At 53.6% G+C, this 19,582-nt stretch carries 12 protein-coding genes; 9 read left to right on the top strand and 3 right to left on the bottom strand.

The annotated features are described in order from the left end of the window. The first annotated feature begins 74 nt into the window (after positions 1-74). The 5 genes from J2I46_RS16070 to J2I46_RS16050 all read left to right on the top strand — a co-directional run bounded on the left by J2I46_RS16070 (position 75) and on the right by J2I46_RS16050 (position 11,868). Positions 75-5,420 (top strand): non-ribosomal peptide synthetase, encoded by a 5,346-nt coding sequence (locus J2I46_RS16070; protein WP_207330053.1) that lies wholly within the window; start codon positions 75-77, stop codon positions 5,418-5,420. 33 nt (positions 5,421-5,453) lie between these two features. Further along, the gene (gene pbpC, locus J2I46_RS16065; RefSeq protein ID WP_310589044.1) at positions 5,454-7,844 is read left to right on the top strand and encodes a penicillin-binding protein 1C; all 2,391 of its coding nucleotides are present in this window, start codon (positions 5,454-5,456) and stop codon (positions 7,842-7,844) included. Between the two features lie 588 nt (positions 7,845-8,432). Further along, entirely contained in the window at positions 8,433-9,728 is a 1,296-nt protein-coding gene (locus J2I46_RS16060) for a metallophosphoesterase (RefSeq protein WP_207330051.1), read from the top strand. 118 nt (positions 9,729-9,846) lie between these two features. Next, on the top strand, positions 9,847-10,698 hold the full coding sequence (locus J2I46_RS16055; protein WP_207330050.1) for a dienelactone hydrolase family protein: 852 nt from the start codon (positions 9,847-9,849) through the stop codon (positions 10,696-10,698). A gap of 111 nt (positions 10,699-10,809) precedes the next feature. Next, positions 10,810-11,868 carry a class I SAM-dependent methyltransferase gene (locus J2I46_RS16050; protein WP_207330049.1) on the top strand — a complete coding sequence of 353 codons (1,059 nt, stop codon included), beginning with the start codon at positions 10,810-10,812 and terminating at the stop codon, positions 11,866-11,868. Between the two features lie 310 nt (positions 11,869-12,178). On the opposite strand, the gene J2I46_RS16045 is transcribed toward J2I46_RS16050, so the two are convergent. Both J2I46_RS16045 and J2I46_RS16040 read right to left on the bottom strand, forming a co-directional pair. Next, a complete protein-coding gene (locus J2I46_RS16045; protein WP_207330048.1) occupies positions 12,179-13,222 on the bottom strand; it encodes a proline iminopeptidase-family hydrolase in 1,044 nt (347 codons plus the stop codon). 157 nt (positions 13,223-13,379) lie between these two features. Next, positions 13,380-13,979 (bottom strand): Crp/Fnr family transcriptional regulator, encoded by a 600-nt coding sequence (locus J2I46_RS16040; protein WP_207330047.1) that lies wholly within the window; start codon positions 13,977-13,979, stop codon positions 13,380-13,382. Positions 13,980-14,138: 159 nt separating this feature from the next. Between J2I46_RS16040 and xylA the strand changes: the two genes are divergently transcribed. Both xylA and J2I46_RS16030 read left to right on the top strand, forming a co-directional pair. Further along, positions 14,139-15,485: a xylose isomerase gene (xylA, locus tag J2I46_RS16035; RefSeq protein WP_207330046.1), complete on the top strand. Its 1,347-nt coding sequence runs from the start codon at positions 14,139-14,141 to the stop codon at positions 15,483-15,485. Positions 15,486-15,597: 112 nt separating this feature from the next. Further along, positions 15,598-16,050: a nuclear transport factor 2 family protein gene (locus tag J2I46_RS16030; protein ID WP_207330045.1), complete on the top strand. Its 453-nt coding sequence runs from the start codon at positions 15,598-15,600 to the stop codon at positions 16,048-16,050. 259 nt (positions 16,051-16,309) lie between these two features. On the opposite strand, the gene panC is transcribed toward J2I46_RS16030, so the two are convergent. Then, on the bottom strand, positions 16,310-17,152 hold the full coding sequence (gene panC, locus J2I46_RS16025) for a pantoate--beta-alanine ligase (protein WP_207330044.1): 843 nt from the start codon (positions 17,150-17,152) through the stop codon (positions 16,310-16,312). Positions 17,153-17,294: 142 nt separating this feature from the next. Here panC and J2I46_RS16020 point away from each other — a divergent pair, with 142 nt between their 5' ends. Further along, on the top strand, positions 17,295-18,107 hold the full coding sequence (locus J2I46_RS16020) for a glycogen/starch synthase (protein WP_207330043.1): 813 nt from the start codon (positions 17,295-17,297) through the stop codon (positions 18,105-18,107). A gap of 22 nt (positions 18,108-18,129) precedes the next feature. Next, a complete protein-coding gene (locus J2I46_RS16015; RefSeq protein WP_207330042.1) occupies positions 18,130-19,515 on the top strand; it encodes a DUF4270 family protein in 1,386 nt (461 codons plus the stop codon). Positions 19,516-19,582 lie beyond the last annotated feature (67 nt).

The following is a 19,582-nucleotide window of genomic DNA, read 5'->3' as shown; positions in this document are numbered from 1 at the left end:
GTGAGGCGACCGGTTTTTGCCAAATCCCGAATCAGCCCGGCACAAACCAACTGGTCTACCTGAACTGAGTACGGATGCGTGAAACAACTACTTCGAACCACTCTGCCCCCCTTAATTTCGACCCGTTTGCCGGGCCGCAATTAGCGCGTGTAGTTCCTATAACCGAGCCACAGGCCGAAATATGGACGGCCTGCCAATTAGGTGGCGACGAAGCAAGTCGTTCCTATAATGAATCGATCTCATTACGGCTGACTGGCCTGCTCGATACCGCCGCTTTCACCGAAGCATGGGATAACCTGGTGTTGCGCCACGAAGCCCTGCGAACGGCTACCAGCGCCGATGGGCAGCAATTATGCGTATTCGATGGCTTGTCTGTTGAACTGGTCCAACTGGATGTGTCAGATCAGGATGCAGCTGGTCAAGCCCGGGCAATAGCTGAGTGTGTAGCGCAGGATGCGCAATACCTGTTTGATCTGCTGAATGGTCCGCTGGTAAAGGCAACGCTGATCAGGCTGTCGGCAACGGACTGGCATTTTACATTAACGGCTCATCATATTATCTGCGATGGCTGGTCGACGGGAATTCTGCTTCAGGACCTTGGGAAACTGTATACGGCCTACGTGCAGGGATTATCGCCCATGCTGCCCGCTGCTCCGCAACTTAGCCAGTATGCAATAGATCAGCGACTGGCTGCGAAAAGCAGCGCCTATCAGAAGAGCGAAGCCTATTGGTTAAATCAGTTTAAGAGCAACGTACCCAGACTCGATTTGCCCACCGATGTACAGCGGCCTACGCCACGTACCTACGCGAGTCGGCGGGCCGATTTTTCAGTTGACTTCGCCCTGGTGACAGCCCTGAAACAATTGGGTGTGCGGTCGGGGAGTAGTTTCGTGGGTACGTTAACGGCGGCTTTCGAAGCATGGCTTCATCAGCTTACCCATCAGGACGATCTGGTGGTGGGGCTACCTACAGCCGGACAACCGGTGGTTGATCAGTACGGCTTGGTTGGGCACTGCGTCACGCTGCTGCCCCTGCGCAGTCAGTGCGACCCTACTCAGTCATTCACAACGTACCTGAAAAAGCGGCGCTACGAGTTGATGGATGCCTACGAGCATCAGCAACTTACGTTTGGGAGCCTCTTGCGCAAACTGGCTATTCCGCGCGATCCGTCTCGGGTAGCGCTGGTTCCGGTGGTGTTCAACGTAGATATGGGGCTTGATGAAGGCGTTGATTTCGTTGGCCTGCAACATCAACTGATCAGCAACCCGCGGGCCTACGAAAATTTCGAGCTATCGCTCAACGCTACGGGCTCAGAGCAGTCGCTGGTGCTCGAATGGTCGTACAATACGTACCTGTTCAAGCCCGAAACCATTGCCGGTTTCAATCAGTCGTTCGTTGATCTGATCCGGGCGATGGTCGACAAGCCCGACCAGCCGCTAGGCCGGTTAGGAAAAGAGTCTATCGTGCCCGACACAGCACCTGCACGGGCCGATGCTCCGAATGCCTTGGTTTACCCCCGCGAGAAAGCACTGGGTACGTTACTTGGCGAAACGGCGCAACGCTTTCCTGATAAAATTGCCATTCGATTCAGGCAAGAATCGCTGACTTATAGTGAGTTAGATGAACAGGCAAATCAGGTCGCGCATGCGTTACGGGCTCAGGGCGTGCGTCCCGGTGATCGGGTCGGTCTGGCTGTTGATCGGTCATTACCGATGGTGGTGGGTATGTTTGGTATCCTGAAAACCGGAGCAGCCTATATTCCCGTTGACCCGCAGCACCCAACCGACCGGATCGCCTATATTTTAACCGATTCGGGTTGCGTTGCTCTGTTGACGTCAGCCGCGCATGAAGGGCGGTTCGGCCTTGATAATGTGCGTGAGATTGTGGTTGAAACGCTTTGGCCAACGCTGAATCAATACCCGAAAGCGGCTCCCGATCAGCAACCGACCGGACAGGATATTGCCTACATTTTGTATACGTCGGGTACTACCGGTCGACCCAAAGGTGCCCTGATCCGGCATCACAGTGTAGCCAACGTGCTGTTCAGCGTAGCACGCGAACCGGGCCTGACCGAACACGATAAGACAATTGCCCTGGCTACGATCGCCTTCGATTTGTCGGTGGTTGAGATTTACACGCCGCTGATAGTGGGTGCCGAACTGCTCCTGATCGATCCGGCCACGGCTCGAAACGGGGAAGCCATGGCCGAACTCCTCCGCGACGAATCGATCACGTTTGTTCAGACTACCCCCGCGCTGTTTCGGGTGCTGCTGGAAGTGGGCTGGCACGGGCATAAAAACCTGCGCGTAATCTCCTGCGCCGAAGCCCTGCCCATGGACCTGGCCCGGACGCTGATGGCCTCGTGCCGCGAACTATGGAATTATTACGGGCCAACAGAAACGACCATTTACGCCACTGGAAAGCAGATTTTGCCCACTGATGAGCGGATCACGATTGGCCACGCCATTGCCAACACGCGGATTTACATTGTAGACGAGCACGGCAAACTGGCTGAGCCCGGCCAACCTGGCGAAATCTGTATTGCGGGCGAAGGGGTATCGGGCGTGTACCTGAACCAGCCTGAACTGACAGCCGAAAAATTCATCGATAATCCTTTCTCCAACGTACGGGAGAAGTTGTACCGCACGGGTGATATGGGCCGCTACCTGAACGGAGGAACTCCCGAAACGGCTGATATCGTGTATATGGGGCGTATCGACCAGCAGGTAAAGATCCGGGGTTACCGGATTGAACTTGGTGAGGTAGAGCATGCCCTGACTGCCATTGATCAGGTTAAAGAAGTGGTGGTTATGGCCCGCGAAGACCGCCCCGGCGATCAGCGGCTGGTTGCCTATGTGGTACCCGATCTGAGCCAGTTCGAACAGGGTGGTGCCGGTTGGCAACAACGCTGGGATACGATCTATGACGCCGGGATGCGAAACAAGGATGGCGAGCAAACCGACGTTGACGACCTCGACGTGGTCATTGCCGAACAGCTTTCCAACCAAACCAACATCCGTGAACAGGCCGACGAGTGGTTGGGCCAGTCGGTGCGTCGGTTGAAGGCACTGGGTGCAAAGCGGGTACTTGAAGTAGGCTCTGGTGCGGGGCAACTGTTGTTTGAACTGGCTCCCGACGCTGATCTGTACATTGCGACCGATTATGCCCAAACGGCGATCGACAACCTGAATCACCGGTTAGCCGCTCAGCCGGATAAGTGGACGCAGGTGCGTGCCCAGGCTGCCATGGCCGATGATTATTCGATGGTTGACCCGGCCTCGCTCGATCTGGTGCTGATTCACAGTGTGGCGCAGTATTTCCCTGATCTGCGCTATTTCCTGACCGTGATCGAAGGCGCCGTGAAGGCTACGGCTACCGGTGGTTGCATATTTATTGGCGATATGCAGATTCGCCAGTTGCAGGCCCAGCACCACACCTTCGACCAGTTGCAACGAACCGCCGATGAGCAGCGCGTGGCCGATTTCCGGCGGACGGTAGATCGCCGAATCCGGATGGATGATGAGCTGATGGCCGATCCTGCGTTCTTCTACCTGCTGCCAGCGCTGTTCCCGTCGATAAAAGCGGTTGATGTACAGCTACGTGAAGGCCATGCGATCAACGAAACAACGAAGTACCATTTCGACGTGTGGCTCTACATCGGCGAAGCACCGGCTGTAGCTACCGTGACGGACTCAATGAGTTGGCTATCTGTTGGTTCGCTGGCAACGCTGGAACAGCATTTGCAGCAACAGCCTGCCCAGATTCTGCGGCTTACCAACGTACCCAACGCCCGCACAGCGCCCGATTTTGCGTTGCTGAACGGGTTGCAACAGGCAAGCGGAGACGATCTGGTTAGTGGCCTGAAAAGCCAGCTAACCAACGTACCTGGCGGGGTTGATCCCGATGCGTTCTGGTCACTGGCCGCTCGGCTTGGGTTCAAGGCTTACGTGCGCTGGGCGTCCAACGGCCATGATAATCAGGTCGAGGCTGTTTTCATTCCTATCAGCCATGGCCAGCTATTACCGCCCATGCCAGATGGTATAGCCCTAACCAATGCCGCCCCGCGCGATTTCGTGAATGAGCCCTACGCGCCGTTACCGACCATCACGAAAGAGCAGCTCCGGCAGTGGCGGCAACAGGCGGCTCAAACGCTTCCCGACTACATGGTGCCAACTGATTTTGTGGTGGTGCCGCGCTTCCCTATTACGCCAAACGGTAAAATTGACCGAAAAGCGTTGCCCGCTCCGTCGGCCGATAGAACCAGTGTGTCAGAGCAAACGGCCGATCGGTCAAATAAGCCTACAACGCCTGAAGAAGTGCTGTTATCCGCCCTTTGGAGTGAGGTACTGGGCGTAGAAGACATTGGTATAGATGATAATTTCTTCGAACTGGGTGGCCACTCCATGATTGCCGTACAGGTGATGACCCGGCTGGAAAAACAAACCGGTCGCCGGTTACCGCTTGCTTCCCTGTTCGAGTATCCTACCATTCGGCAACTGGCCACGCTGCTACACGAAGATACGAAACCCGTTTCCTGGAAGTCGCTGGTGCCGATTAAGCCCACGGGTACGCGCCAACCACTGTATATCGTTCACGGAGCGGGGCTAAATGTGTTGCTATTCAATGCCGTAGCGCAGAATCTACACGCCGATCAGCCCGTGTATGGCTTACAGGCACGGGGGTTAAATGGCATCGATGAGCCGTTTTATAGTATTGAAGAGATGGCCGCGCATTACGTGGAAACCATCGTGAAGCATAATCCAGCCGGACCATATTCGCTGAGTGGTTTTTCATTTGGGGGCATTGTGGCCTACGAAATGGCCCGTCAGATGAAAGAAAAAGGCCTGGATGTTGGCCTGGTGGCGCTGTTCGATGCCTACGCCTACGACGCGGGGCGCAGTAATCCGTGGTGGCAGCGCAAAGCACAGGGATTCAACCTCTTCGTCAACAAAGTGGTGCATACGTTGAGCCTGTTGAAAAAACTGCGCGGACAGGGTGTCTCCTATAAAATGGAATCGATTGATCGCCGGCTGATCAAGCACTACTGGTGGTTGAAACCCAGCAAACGGATCGATCATGTGTTGCTGCGACGAATTATCCGGGCTTATTGGGAAATGAAATTCGGACAGGAACAGCAGCAGGAGGCCATTTTCGACACCACGTTCAAGATCGAAGCCATCAATGACGTGGCGCTCGAGCAATTCCAGCTAATTCCCGCTGATCTGGAAGTACACCTGTTCCGGGCCACGATTCAGACGTTCTATATGGACGATTATGACTTCTACGGCTGGCGTGATTTTGCGATGAAAGGCGTTCACGTATACGACGTACCCGGCGAACACAGTTATATCTTCGCGCCACCCAACGATAAGGAGTTTGCCCGGAAGCTACAGGCCGTTCTGGACGCAAGGAAGCCCTAAATGCCTGTTGGCGGCCCATGCCTATTTTTGTCCGTGAACGTCAGCGCCCGCCTTCCCGATTATCGTCGTAGTCTCGGCTACCTGCGAACGCATCGCTGGCCCAAACTACTGCTGGGTACGTTGCTGGGGTTGTTTTTGCTGGATCGCCTGTTTCCGCCACCAACGCGTGTTGCCTATTCCACGCTGGTGACCGCTGCCGACGGAACTACGCTCCACGCGTTCCTGAACCGGAATGATAAGTGGCGCATGTATGCTACGCTCGACGATATTACGCCCCGGCTGCGGCAGGCTATTCTCCGCAAAGAAGACCGCTGGTTCTACTGGCATCCCGGCCTGAATCCCGTAGCGATGGCGCGGGCGGCAGGCCGGAACCTGCTGTCGGGCCGCCGCACTTCAGGCGCATCCACCATCACCATGCAGGTCGTTCGCCTGCTCGAACCGCGCCCGCGAACGTACCTGAGTAAGCTGATCGAAGCGGCGCGGGCGGTGCAGTTGGAGGCACATCTGAGCAAAGACGAAATTCTGCAACTCTACCTGAACCTGATTCCTTACGGCGGCAACGTAGAGGGCATCAAGTCGGCGTCGTTGATCTTCTTCGGAAAACCGCCGCAGTTGCTCAGCCTGGCCGAGATCACCACGCTGGCCATTATTCCCAACCGCCCGTCGAGCCTGCGATTAGGCGACAACAACGCTGCTATTGTACAGGCGCGGAATGCGTGGCTTCGTCGGTTCGAGCAGGCAGGAACATTTGACGAAAAAGCGGTACAGGATGCACTGAACGAACCGCTAGATGCCCGCCGCCGACCCGCGCCCAACCAGGCGCCGCAACTGAGCCTGCGCCTTCGAACGGAGCAGCCCGACCAGCCCATCATCGTCAGTACGCTGCAACCCGCTGTGCAGGCGGCTACCGAACGGCTGGTTCGCCAATACGTGGATCGGGTACGGGGACAGAACATCCATAACGCGGCGGTGCTGGTGATTAATAACCAGACGGGGGCGGTTGAAGCCTACGTAGGATCGGCCGATTTTGCCAACACCTTCGATGGGGGGCAGGTTGATGGCGTGCAGGCGATACGGTCGCCGGGGAGTGCGTTGAAGCCCCTGCTCTACGCGCTGGCGTTCGATAAGGGACTGATTACCCCCAAAGCCAAACTGAACGACGTACCTACAAATTTTGGTGGTTATGAGCCCGACAACTACGACCGGCATTTCAATGGTCCTGTCACGGCTGAATTTGCCCTGGCCAACTCGCTGAACATCCCCGCCGTGAAGCTCCTGCGCGACGTATCGACCCCCAGCTTCGTAGGTACGTTGCGGCAAGCCGGGTTCCGAACCGTTCAGAAACAGGCCGACGACCTTGGCCTATCCATGATTCTGGGCGGCTGCGGCGTTACGCTGGAAGAACTGACGCAGGCCTACACCGCCTTCGCTGACGGTGGTAAAGTTCGCGAGGTCAGGTTTGTTGCTGACGCACCCACGAAAACAGGATCGCCATCTGCTGCTGATGAATCGACATCACCTGCCATTTTTTCTCCCGAAGCCGCTTTTCTCGTTACCAATACGCTAACCCAGATTACCCGCCCCGACCTGCCCAATAATTTCGATAACAGTTATCGATTGCCCCGCATTGCCTGGAAAACAGGTACGTCGTACGGGCGGCGCGATGCCTGGAGCATTGGCTACAATCGGCATTATACGGTGGGCGTGTGGGTCGGTAATTTCTCGGGCGTTGGCGTACCGGACCTGAGCGGAGCCAATACGGCTACGCCCTTGCTGTTTCAGGTGTTCAACGCCATCGACTACAACACGCCGACGGGCTGGTTCAGGGCACCGGCAGGTGGGAAACTGGCCTCTCGGCAGGTTTGCCCCGAAAGCGGTGACGCGCCCGAGCGTACCTGCGAGGGTAGGGCAGTGGATTATTACATCATGGGTGTGTCGCGGGCCAGCCGGTGCCAGCATCAGACAATGGTCTGGACAAACGCCGCAGGTACGTTATCGTATTGTGCCCACTGTCGCCCAACAGGAGGCGACAGCCTGTTGCGGCCGGTAGCCCGGTTGTACCCGAACCTGGCACCGGAGGTGGTGGCCTGGTACGCCGCCAGTAACCGACCATACGCGGCTATTCCACCCCACAATCCGGCTTGTGAGCGTGTATTTGGTACTGGCGTAGCCCCGTTGATTACGAGCCTGAATCAGAACAGCGAGTACTTTATTAACCCCCAAAAACCGGCCGATCTGGCCCTGACCTGCCAGGCGGCCAACGATGTACGGCGGGTATACTGGTACCTGAACGAGAAGCTGTATCGGGCGGCCAAACCGACTGAAACACTCTTTTTTACGCCCACACCCGGCACGCTGACCATCGCCTGCGCCGACGACAAAGGCCGCGTCAGCCGGGTGCGGGTGCTCATAAAGCGGGAGTGATCGCCACACGTCTGAACGTATCTGAGCTTTATGTAGTAGCGGATCTCCATCAGCGCGGGGAGGACGGCTCCATTCATGCCTTGCACGTAGGCGCGCACGTAGAAGGGCGAGGCCGTTTCGGGTGCGTCATCAGCACTGTCTCCATTGGGTGGTCGAGACACCTGTCAGCACCTCGACCAGCTCAATATCGCTTGGGGAGCTTATTAGTACCCGAAAGCGTTCACCGGCGCGCAGACGGTACTGGCCAAAGCGAATTACAACGTGGTGATTTGCCACTCGAATGAGTTGTACGAAACAGATAGCGCCCAATTCGCTCCGGAACAGCCGCCGATCGACCGTGGCTGGCTGAAGCCGATAAACGGGTCAGGTACGTTACCAGGATACAGTAACCTGACCCGTTTATCTCTAGCTCTACTGCCTGTAGGCTGCAGGTAGCACAAATGGCCGGTAACCAGGTGATAATCTTACTTGACGATCAGCCGCTTGTCGTGTCCGTAAACTAGCCTGAGATGGTTGTAACCATAGTTGTGCAAAAGGCGTTAGAGGGTAAGCACTGCCAACACCAGTACTTAGCCATATATGTTCTCTATGCTCCGTAATTTGTCAAGCGTTTTAGTCGTCGCGATTTTTTTATTGATCGATGTCTATGTTTATCAGGCGTTTAAGTTTTTCGCCCGACATTCAACCGAGGCCACACAGCGTACGGTAGCCTGGTGCTACTGGGGCTTTACGGCTCTTTCGCTGGGTACGTATATTGCCCTGCAACTAATTCCCGCCGACTCGATTGGCCGCGTAACCCGTACCATGCTGACGATCGCAGTTTTTATTGCTTACTTCTCGAAGTTCATCACGGTTATTTTTCTGTTTATCGATGATATTATTCGCTTCTTCCAGTGGGTCTGGTCGCTGATTGCCGGAAAATCGTCGGCCCAGGTCAGCAACGTACCCGGAGTTGAAGCACCCGTTGCAGATACGACCATTACGCGTCATGATTTTCTGGTAAAAACGGCCGTTGCTGCCGGGGCCATTCCGTTGGTGGCTTTTTCGTACGGCATCATTTCGGGAGCCCACGACTACCGGATTCGACGTGTAACACTGCCGCTGAAAAACCTGCCCCGCAACTTCGACGGTATGACCATCGCTCAACTGTCGGATATCCACTCGGGGAGCTTTTTTAACAAAACGGCGGTGAAAGGCGGGGTGGATATGCTGCTTCGCGAAAAGCCCGATCTGGTCTTCTTCACCGGCGATCTGGTGAACAGCCGCGCTGATGAAGTGAATGAGTACATCGATATTTTCAATAAAGTAAAAGCACCGCTAGGGGTTTTCTCAACGCTGGGCAACCACGATTATGGTGCGTATGTAAAATGGCCCAGTGCCGAAGCGCAACGCCAGAACGTGCTCGACGTGGTGAAGGCGCATAAATTAATGGGCTGGAACCCATTGATGGATGAAAACCACATTCTGACGCAGGGCGGCGATAAACTGGCCATCATCGGTGTGCAGAACCTCGGTTTTGGCCCGGCTGCGCTAAAAGCGGGAAATCTGGCAAAAGCCTATAAAGGAGCCGAAGCGTATCCTGTGAAGCTCCTGCTATCACACGACCCCACGCACTGGGACGCTGAGGTACGCCCCAATTACCCGGATATCGACGTGACGTTTAGTGGGCATACACACGGCGCGCAGTTTGGCGTTGAGTTTGGCGATTATAAATGGAGTCCGGTAAAGTATTTCTACCGTCAGTGGGCAGGCTTATACCGCGAGGATACGGCCACTGCAAATCCGCAGACGCTGTATGTGAACCGGGGTTATGGCTACATTGGCTACCCTGGCCGAGTTGGTATTCTGCCCGAAATCACGATTTTTACGTTGAAACAAGCATGATAATTTCGGATCGTTGATCGGCGGACCGATCAACGATCCGAAATCCTGCGGCGTTAGAAAAACCACTAGTCGGCTTTTCTGGTTTAGTTAAATGTACCAACACACAATTGATGTATTTATGAAGCTTTCCTTTATTTCCATCATTTCGTTTGTGCTGACCCTGTGGTCGGCACACAACAAGCCCGAAACGGCACCAGCTATTCCGCTTTGTGGGGTGGCTGGTATGCAACAACTCGCCGGCGATCCGGCTTTCCAGGCCCTGCACGCCAGCCCGATTCCCTTTCACTACGAGTCGAAAGCGGGCGAGATGATGACGTTCAGTACGCCCGACGGTAAAACGGCGAATGGCTTCCTGCTTAAATCGAAAAAGCCATCAGATAAGTGGCTGCTGGTGTATCAGGAATGGTGGGGTCTGAATGACAACATCAAGATGCAGGCCGAAACGTTTTACAACGACTTGAAAAACGTGAACGTACTGGCCGTCGACATGTATGATGGCAAGGTGGCTACTGCGCCTGCCGAAGCAGGCAAACTGATGCAGGGAGCTGATAAGGCTCGCCTGGCGTCGATCATGAAAGGTGCCATTGCTTATGCTGGTCCGAAAGCCGAGTTTGCCAGCGTTGGCTGGTGCTTTGGTGGTAGCCTGTCGCTGCAATCAGCCATGCTGGAAGGCAAACAGGCTAAAGGCTGCGTGATGTATTATGGTTTCCCTGAGCAGGATGTAGAAAAACTGAAAGCGCTGGACACCGACGTACTGGGTATTTTCGGTAATCAGGATAAATCGATCAATCCGCAGGTTGTGAATATGTTTGAAGAAAACATGAAGAAAGCTGGTGAGAAAATAGAGGTGGTTCGCTACGACGCCGGCCACGGTTTCGCGAACCCGAGTAATCCTGTTTTCGATAAGACAGCCTCTGCCGATGCCTACAAACGCGCCCTAAGCTACCTTAAAGACCGGTTGAAAGCGTAAAAAAGCAGTCCTCTGTCTTCTGTCCCCTGTCTTCTGTTGCGCTGCTAATTAGCAATCGTGCCTAAGCAGCGCAACAGAAGACAGGGGACAGAAGACAGAGGACTGTTTCTCATGCAACTAAAAATCTCTGCCGATAACCCGCTCGAATGGGTTGCCTTACGGGCCAACCTGGTGCCAGTGCCACTGTTGCACGCCCAGATCATGCCTGTGATAAGTAAGGCGGTGCTTGAAGCGGCCGACAAAGGCGTGTTCGATGCTGTGGCCGATGGGAACGATACCACCGATGATATTGCGCAGGCATGCAGGCTGAATCCTAAAGCTACCGGCGAGCTGATGGGCCTCCTTACTGCGCTGGGCTACTTTACGTACCTCTCAGGTACGTTCACGCTGACAAAGATGGCCCGGAAATGGACGCTCAGGCACGAGCCCGAATCGGTATACGGCATGTTGCTATTTAATAACCGGGTGGTCTGGCCCTGGCTCGAGAAGCTGGGTACGTACCTGCAAACGGGTGAAGGCATTCATTACCACGACCACCTCGACGCCCAGCAATGGAACTACTACCAGCAGGCTATGGTGGCGGCCTCGGGCAGTGAAGCGAAAGAATTTGGGCGACGTACGCCCGTTCCCGAAGCCGTCAAGACCGGATCGGCCGCCCGTATGCTCGACATCGGCGGCTCACACGGGCAGCACTCCGTGGCGTTGTGTAAGCGTTACGCCGGCCTTTCATCAACAATTATTGATTTACCCGCCGCCATTGAACAGGCGGCTCCTCTGCTGGCCCGCCTCGGCATGGGCGATCGTGTACAACATACCCCTGGCAACGCCCTCACCGACGACTTTGGCGAATCGCAATACGACATCGTCCTGATGTCGAGCCTGGCGCATCATTTCACGCCCGAACAGAACCGCGATGTGGCTAATCGGGTAGCCCGTGCGCTGAAACCCGGTGGTATCTACATTGTCAACGAATTCATCCGACCCGAAACGGGTGCCGCTCCCGAACTGGTTGGTAGCTCAACCGATCTGTTCTACGGCCTCACCAGCACCGCAGGTAACTACTCCATCGCCGAAATTCAGGATTGGCAACGCGGAGCCGGCCTCCGGAAAGGCCGCGTCGTTACTTACCGCACGTTGCCGGGGAGGGCAATGGTGATCGGGATAAAGTAGGGTTATCGTTCGCTATCATGATCGGATCGTTGATTTGTTGACATCCGAAACATTCGGTATCAACCGTATCGGGATTTGTATGGGCAAATCCCTCGTGGTTGCCCGCTTTCGTGCGCGGTAGCGACCGCCTGTAGAGCATGCATAACACAAGCACACAGCTTCGTTTGGTAATGGTTAACGTCCTGTCAGCGGTCGCTACCGAGCCCGAAAGCGGGCGGCCCTTCATGGCCGCCCATACAGATTCACGATTTGGTTGATTGGCCAATCACAAGATAAAACCACCCTCTGGTTGACTGGCCAATCGCAATAGTTACAGCGCTACCTTTTCCTCCCCCGCATCAACGGCTTTGATGAATTTCACAAGGCCGGGGAAGTAGTGCGGCTGATCGTCCCACATGCTACAATGGCTGCCGTCGGGACAAATCAGGCTGGTGCCGTGGGGAAATTGCGTTGCCATCCAGGCCATGTGTTTAGGGTCCATGGTGTCGTGCATGCCGCCGATGGTAAGCGTAGGTACGTTGATATTCTTCAGGTCGGCGCGGCGGTCCCAGTTGGCCAGTCGTCCCGAGATGCCGAATTCGGATGGGCCCTGCATCAGCGTATAGACCGTGCTATTCATGGCGGGAAATGCCCGGTCGAATGCATTGGGCCAGGGTTTTAGCCGGCAAACATGCTGCTCGTAGAAATTGGGGGTTAGCAACTCCATGTAGCGCGGGTTCTGGAAATCTTTCCGGGCTTCAATCGCTTTAATTTCGGCTAATACCTTTGGGTTCATTTGTTTGCCCAGCACCTCTTCGGCGTACTTTCCATACTCGGGGCAACTACTCATCATGTTGCTAATGATGAGCCCTTTCAGGTTCTGCTGGTACTTGAGGGCATATTCCGTCGCCAGAATCCCGCCCCAGCTATGACCCAGCAGGTAGAAATTGTCTTTGTTCAACCCCAAGGCCCGACGTACCTGCTCTACTTCCTCCACAAAACGCGGCGTGGTCCAGAGCGTACTGTCGGAGGGATGATCGCTATTGAGCGAACCAAGCTGGTCGTAGTAATAGAACTCGATGTCTTCGGCAGGGAAATAGCTCTCGAACGGTTCAAACAGAACGTGGTTGCCGCCGGGGCCACCGTGCAGCAAAAGCACCTTGATACGTGGATTATTTCCCACCCGCTTTGTCCATACGTTGAACGTACCTGACGGCGTTTTTACCGGAATCATCCTGACCCCGCCTGTACGAACGCCCGTCTCCGGCGATTGATTATACGTGAGGGCCTCGTTTCCCGAAGGCGCTTTGTTACAGGCTACTGCCGTAACTACTAAAGCCGTAAAAAGGGTAGAGCGTAGAAAAGAGAGGGGCATCAGGTTAATGAAGGGGTTTAGAAACCGGTTAGCTAAGTTAGGTAATAAACGGTCGCTTGTGGGCGTAGTTACCCGCTGATTATCAAGTTATTTTCGAGAAGGGATCTCCGCAAATGACAGAGCGAATAGCATCGATGTTCGCTCTGTAATAGCTGTATCAGGCGTCGTCGCGGTGCATAATCCGGTTGCGGATACGGCTGAGGCTTACAGGTGTTATGCCCAGGTAATTCGCCACGTAATGCTGCGGAATACGGTCCAGAATCTTTTTCTTATTGCTGTTCAGGAGAGTCAGATAGCGTTCTTCGGGGCTCTGGGTTAATAAACCCACCATCCGATCTTCCAGGCCGATGGCGATATACTCGGCGATAAGCCGCCCGAATTTCTGCCAGGTGAGGCTCTGTTCAAAGAGCTTGACCAGAACTGTATACGGAAAGACAACGTACCTGGCCAAACTCAGCGCCTCAATTGTCATGCGTGAAGGTTGTTGGGTAAGACAGCTCATGTAAGCGCTCATCAGGTGGTTTTCAAAATAGAAATACGTTGTCTTTTCCTCGCCATCAGTAGTATAAAACTGCCTGAATGAACCTTCCAGCACTAGTGCAACATCATTCGCCAGCTTTCCCTCTTCGGCAAAAAGCTGGTGTTTCTGAAGCGTTTTAACTTGCAAATGGGGCGTCAGCATAGCCCATTCGTCTTCACTTAGTGGCGTAAATCGTTCAATCTGCTGGCGCAGTGTTAACAGGTCTTCAGCGTTCATATACTGTCTTATGTGTGCAATACTAGCAGGATGTATTCTTTATAAAGGCAAAACAGGTCATAATAGTACATCATGTTGCAATGATATAAAACAGAGATTTTGTACTAAACTGCGTTTGAAAGACAGGCAACTCTACGCCAACCTACTAGTATATTCTTTATGGCTCACATCAATTTGACACTTGGCGATAAAACGTACTTTCCGTTTGTGTCAGCACCCATTGCGTACGAAGGTCGCGAATCGGACAATCCGTTGGCATTCAAATTTTACGACGCCAACCGCACCATTCTGGGTACGCCCATGAAAGATCTGTTCCGGTTTGCCGTGGCCTATTGGCACACGTTCTGCGGTACCGGTGCTGACCCGTTCGGGCCAGGCGTGAAGCATTTCCCCTGGGATGCCAGCGCCGGTAATGATCCGCTGGGCGCGGCCTTCAACAAGGCTGACGCGGCGTTTGAGTTCATTACCAAAATTGGCATGGAATACTATTGTTTCCATGATGTCGACGTCTCGCCGGAGGGTAATTCAAACCACGAATTTGAGGCCAACTTCCGTAAGGTGGTCGATTATCTGAAGCAAAAGCAGGACGCCAGCGGTGTAAAGTTGCTGTGGGGTACGGCCAATCTGTTCTCGCACGAGCGGTACATGAACGGCGCCAGCACCAACCCGGATTTCCACGTGCTGACGCATGGTGCCTGGCAAGTAAAAAACGCCATCGACGCTACCATCGAACTGGGCGGGCGGGGCTACACCTTCTGGGGTGGTCGCGAGGGCTACATGTCGCTGCTGAACACGAATATGAAACGCGAACAGGAACACCTGGGCCGTTTTCTGCAAATCAGCCGTGATTATGCCCGCAAGCAGGGCTTTACCGGCTCGTTCTATATTGAACCGAAGCCGATGGAGCCAACCAAGCATCAGTACGATTTCGATGCCGCCACCGTAGTTGGTTTCCTGAACCGTTTTGGCTTGCAGGATGATTTTGAGCTGAACATCGAAACGAACCACGCCACGCTTGCCAGCCACACGTTTGCTCACGAACTACAGGTTGCCGCCGACAATAATATGCTCGGCAGTATCGACGCGAACCGGGGTGATTACCAGAACGGCTGGGATACCGACCAATTCCCCGTCGATGTGTATGAGCTGACCGAGGCCATGCTGGTGATTCTGGAAGCGGGTGGTATTAAATCAGGCGGTGTGAACTTCGATGCCAAAACGCGCCGCAACTCAACCGATCTGGAAGATATTTTCATCGCTCACATTGGTGGTATGGACACGTTTGCCCGCGCGGCTATTGCCGCAGAGGCAATCCTTGGCAAATCGAAATACAAGCAGCTCCGTACCGAGCGTTACGCCAGCTATGACAGCGGTGCCGGTGCTGACTTCGAAGCCGGTAAACTAACCCTCGAGGATCTGCGTGAATACGCCATGACCAATGGCGAACCAAAGCAGGTCAGCGGTAAGCAGGAGCTATACGAAATGATTGTTAATCAATACATTTAGGCGAATAATTAGATTATAGGTTGGGTCGATTGAGCCAATTTTTGCAGATTTGGTAGTCAAAAACTAAATCCGCAAAAAGTGGCTTAATCGGCCCAATCGGCGTTTTACCGGTATGAAAACTCTTCTGCTTCTCCTTTTTCTTCCACTGGCCAGCTTCGCCCAAACAATGGAAACCACGCCACAGGAAGACGTGGCTATTATGCAGGCCGTCGACGATTTGTTCGAAGGCATGAAAAAGGCTGATTCAAGCGCCGTCAAAGCCGCTTTTGCCTCGGGCGCTACGCTGCAAACGGTTACCAATACAGCTGGTTTTGTCAGCGTGCGTACCGAGTCGATCAGTGATTTTGCTTCGCAGGTAGGTAAAGCCAAGCCGGGCGATCTGAACGAAATCATTCAGCCCTACCAGATTCAGATTGATGGTGATCTGGCAACGGCCTTTATCCCCTACAGCTTTAATTACAAAGGCAAAACTGTCCACTGCGGAGCCAATGCCTTTACCCTCGTCCGGTTCAATGGCGTCTGGAAGATTCAGGCGATTATCGATACCAGGCGAAAGTGTTTGTAACCCGCCCAGATGGTTGATGTGTAGGGGCGGGCCACCGTGCCCGCCCGCTTTCGGACGCAACAGCGACCGCCTGTCTGAGCAGGCGCAAAAATCGCACGTCAAACACGACGTTCTTTCCTTCGGTAAAGGTCAACGTCCTGTCAGCGGTCGCTATGACGCCCGAAAGCGGGCAGCCACGATGGACTGCTCCTACATATCAACCATCTGGGCAACCGCCGCCATATCTGAAAACAGTTGATTACAACAGAGCCATATTAACTTAAAACACCACGTTATCGATCAGGCGTACTTTGCCAAGCTGGGCGGCAATGCAGAGGGCTGTTTGGCCCGGGGGCTGTAGTTCGGCTGCAGGTTGTAATGTGTCGGTATTCACTACTTCAATGTAATCTAGAGTAAAGGCTGGTCGGTGAGCCATATAATCCCGAACGGAGGCCTTTGCCTGCTCGGGCGTGTACCCGTCGAGGAGGAGGTTTCTGGCCAGCGTAAGTGCCTCGAATAGGGTAGGAGCCTGGGTACGTTCTTTGGGTGATAACAGGCGGTTGCGCGACGACATAGCCAGCCCGTCTTCGTCACGAACGGTGTCGCAACGGACCAGTTCGAGCGGGAAGTTCAGGTCGCGAACCAGTTGCCTGATAACGGCAACCTGCTGCAGGTCTTTCTGGCCGAAATACGCTTTGTCTGGTCCAACCATATGAAATAACTTACTGACAACCAGGCCAACGCCGTTGAAATGGCCAGGACGTGATGCACCTTCCATAACCGTTTCCAGGGCACCGAAATTGATGCGTATCGTGGCTGGTTCGGGGTACATTTCAGCAACAGACGGCGAAAAGATCACATCTGTTCCAACCCTTTCAAGCAACGCCGAGTCTTCATCAAGCGTACGGGGATAACGGGCCAGGTCGTCGGGGTTATTGAATTGAGTAGGGTTAACGAAGATGCTGCAGACCACAACGTCACACTCCGACTTGGCCCGTTCTACGAGGTTTAAATGGCCGGTATGCAGGGCCCCCATTGTTGGAACGAAGCCAATCGATTCCCCTTGGCGGCGAACAGAGTTGAGATGGTGCTGAAGTGCCTGAACAGTGCTGAAATGGTGCATAAACTACGGAAAATGACTATCAATTGAGAAGAAGGGAAATTGCAATTCTTTGGGTCAGATTGTATTGAAATACGGGGTTTTTTTGCTTAATTTTGCAGGTTTTTAAGGTGAAGCCGTCCAAAATAATTTCCCTCTTGCATTTATGAGCAAACTTCGCATTTTGTACGTAGCCAGTGAAATTACGCCCTTCCTCAAAACCTCTGACGTGGCCGATTTCGTGCGAAAGTTACCGCAGGATATGCAGGAACGCGGCATGGAAATCCGAATTCTGGTTCCTCGGTTTGGGCTTATTAATGAACGCAAAAATCGGCTTCATGAAGTAGTCCGGTTATCGGGCATCAACATTTCGGTAGGCGATGAAGAAAAGCCGTTGATTATCAAAGTCGCGTCGATTCCCACCGCCAAGTTGCAGGTGTATTTTATCGATAACGAAGACTATTTCCACCGGAAATATGTGTTCCACGATAAAGAAGATCGTTTTTACGATGATAATGACGAACGGGCTATTTTCTTCTGCAAAGGCGTACTGGAAACAGTAAAAAAATTAGGATGGTCGCCCGATATCGTTCACTGTAACGACTGGATGACAGCCCTGATTCCGTTGTACCTGAAGACAACCTACAAGAACGACCCGATGTTTAAAGACACCAAGTCGGTCTTTACCGTGTACAATAACTCGTTTGAACATCGTTTCAATGCCAGTGACTTGGTGGAAAAAGCTAAGATGATGGACATTGATGATGCGATGCTCAGCCACCTCGAAACCGGCGATTTCACCGGATTTATAAAAATCGGTTGCGCTTACGCCGACGCCGTTGTCAATGCCGGAACAACCGAACACGATAGTCTGAATACTATTCTGAATGAAATTGCCGAACATAAACTTGACCTCGACGAGGCAGAAACCAACGTTAGCGAGCGTTATTTCAACATCTATACGCAATTGGCCAGTTAAACTGGCTTTTGTTGCCGCTGTATTGCTAACGGCAATTGCCTGTGAAGCGCCAAAAGAAATCGGTCTTGCTCCGTCTACTCCCGTAGATGTTCTGTATACCGATACCCTGACCATTACCCGTACGACCATCCAACTGGATTCAGTGCGGAGTAATGACCAGAGCGTTGCGTTGGTGGGCCACTATACGGATCCCGTTTTCGGTCAGGTCGACAGTAAGGCGTATATTCAGTTACGGCCTACAACAACCTTAATTGTCAATGACTCGGGCACTACAAACGTGACGTCGGCAGACCGAATCATCGTTGACTCAACAAAGGTGCGTTTTCCGGTGAACAGCGTCTGGTATGGTGATACGACCGTTTCGCACGAGATTGTGCTCTCTCAGTTGACAGATAGCCTGCGGAGTATCAACTACGATGTCAGCAGCCCTGGGCCGGCGGTCAGTAAAGTGATTGCAAAGCGTACGTTCAAACCGAACCCATCGGTAGTTGATACGGCGGGCTATGTTAGCCCGGTCACCATCGATAACAGTATTGGTAGTACGATTATGTCGATGGCCAATACCAACGCGTTGCTGTTTTCATCAACTACGGGTGCTCTGGTCGATCCACTGGCTTTCCGCCAGAAGATTAACCGCGATTTTGTGTTGACGTCCAATAGTGTTGCTCAGGCAGCCGTGTTGGGTATTACTCCGTCAGAATCGGCGATCATAACGTATTTCCACGTGAAGGGGGAAACCTTTGCCCGGGCGTATGAGCTTCCGTTTGCGGGTAAACGGTTTAACCAGATTACGCCAAGTCGGGGTGGTACAGCTCTGTCTGCCCTTCGGCCTGGTCAAAGCCTGCCAACGACTACAACAGGCCGCACCTATGTACAGGCAGGCACCGGCGTGACAACAAAATTGCAGTTTCCGTCTCTGACAAATCTGCTGAAATCAGGCCGAGTTGCTATAAACCGCGCCGACCTGGTCATTACACCTACCGCCCCCGATAACGGGAAACTGTTTTTGCCGCCCTACCTGGTCATGGCAGAAATAGATGGCCAGAACAGGCTAACCCGGTCTGTAACAACCACAGGTGTTTCCTCTATATTGTTTACAGTGCAAAATCAGGGTCCGGTATCACGTGTGCCGGGTAGCTTTTCGAGCCCTCAACTAGCTGGCCGTGACCCACGCACCAACAGCTACACATTTCAGTTGGCAGGCTACCTGCAGTCTATGGTCGCCGGTATAAGCCCCAACAACGGATTAGCCTTGTTAACACCCAGTAACCAGTTAATTGCGCAGAATTCGCAAACGGGTGCTTTAGTAGACCAAACCCAGGCCGTCCTGAGCGATCGGGTCTGGCGGATGGTACTGGATGGAAAAGCCAGCGTAAAGCTGATTCTGTTTTACACAAAATCTAACTAACTTTCAGAACCCCGCCGCAGTTGGCGGGGTTTATTGCTTTTTCAAGGCCTGGTCTACGCTTCTGGCG

Source organism: Fibrella forsythiae (assembly GCF_017353175.1).
In the GTDB taxonomy this organism is placed as follows: domain Bacteria; phylum Bacteroidota; class Bacteroidia; order Cytophagales; family Spirosomataceae; genus Fibrella; species Fibrella forsythiae.
Note: the sequence above shows the minus strand (reverse complement) of the source record. Positions and strands in the feature narration are given on the sequence as shown.